The organism is Chryseobacterium indologenes (assembly GCF_001295265.1).
Classification (GTDB): domain Bacteria; phylum Bacteroidota; class Bacteroidia; order Flavobacteriales; family Weeksellaceae; genus Chryseobacterium; species Chryseobacterium indologenes_A.
Window position 1 is genome coordinate 1 of sequence record NZ_LJOD01000064.1, and the last position, 607, is coordinate 607.

Sequence of the window (607 nt, forward strand, 5' to 3'; positions counted from 1 at the left end):
GTAGTTCCAGTTACTGCTCCCTTTATTTTTGCATATGGATTAGCTGACTATGCTTTTGACATAGGGGGAACAGTGGGTGACAAATTTGGTGAAATCAACACACATATCTATGATTAAATCTTTTATTAAACAATGGCTTTTTGTTAATTATTGTGGACAAAAAATTGGTCAATTTAAAGGGGCTGATTTGAAAGGAGCATTATTAAACGTAATGAATGTAAATATTTCATTCATTATTTATGGGATTTTTCTGGATATTTATATATTGTTGGGTTTTAGAAACTTTATAGTAATTGCTGCCATTGCAATTCCTTTTGAATTTTTAGTAACCCGAAAACTAATAAAAAAGTATATAATGCCACTAATATCATTGAAAGAATTAAACGAATTATATAATTTGACCCCACGCTGGAAAAGAATTTTTTATTTTATCTCGGCAATTATAATCTTATTATGTAGTGTGTTTAGTTTTTTCCTATTGATTATTAGTTTAAAATTCTTTTATAGTTAGATGCCTTTTGGCAAAAAAGCTGAGAACCCTAGGAATAAAAATAATTATTTAAACTAGAAGCTTTTATGGTAAAAACTCTGCATTTAACTGGGAGTT

At 28.3% G+C, this 607-nt stretch carries 1 protein-coding gene; it reads left to right on the top strand.

Going from position 1 to position 607, the window contains the following annotated elements; genetic code table 11:
• Positions 1-109: 109 nt before the first annotated feature.
• Positions 110-511, top strand: coding sequence for a hypothetical protein (locus AOB46_RS22740; RefSeq protein WP_062703684.1), 402 nt, complete (start codon positions 110-112; stop codon positions 509-511).
• Positions 512-607: the final 96 nt, after the last annotated feature.

What these genes read in the sequence shown, in the direction of transcription:
- AOB46_RS22740 (WP_062703684.1), top strand. Translation starts at nt 110, where the DNA reads ATGATTAAATCTTTTATTAAACAATGGCTTTTTGTTAATTATTGTGGA.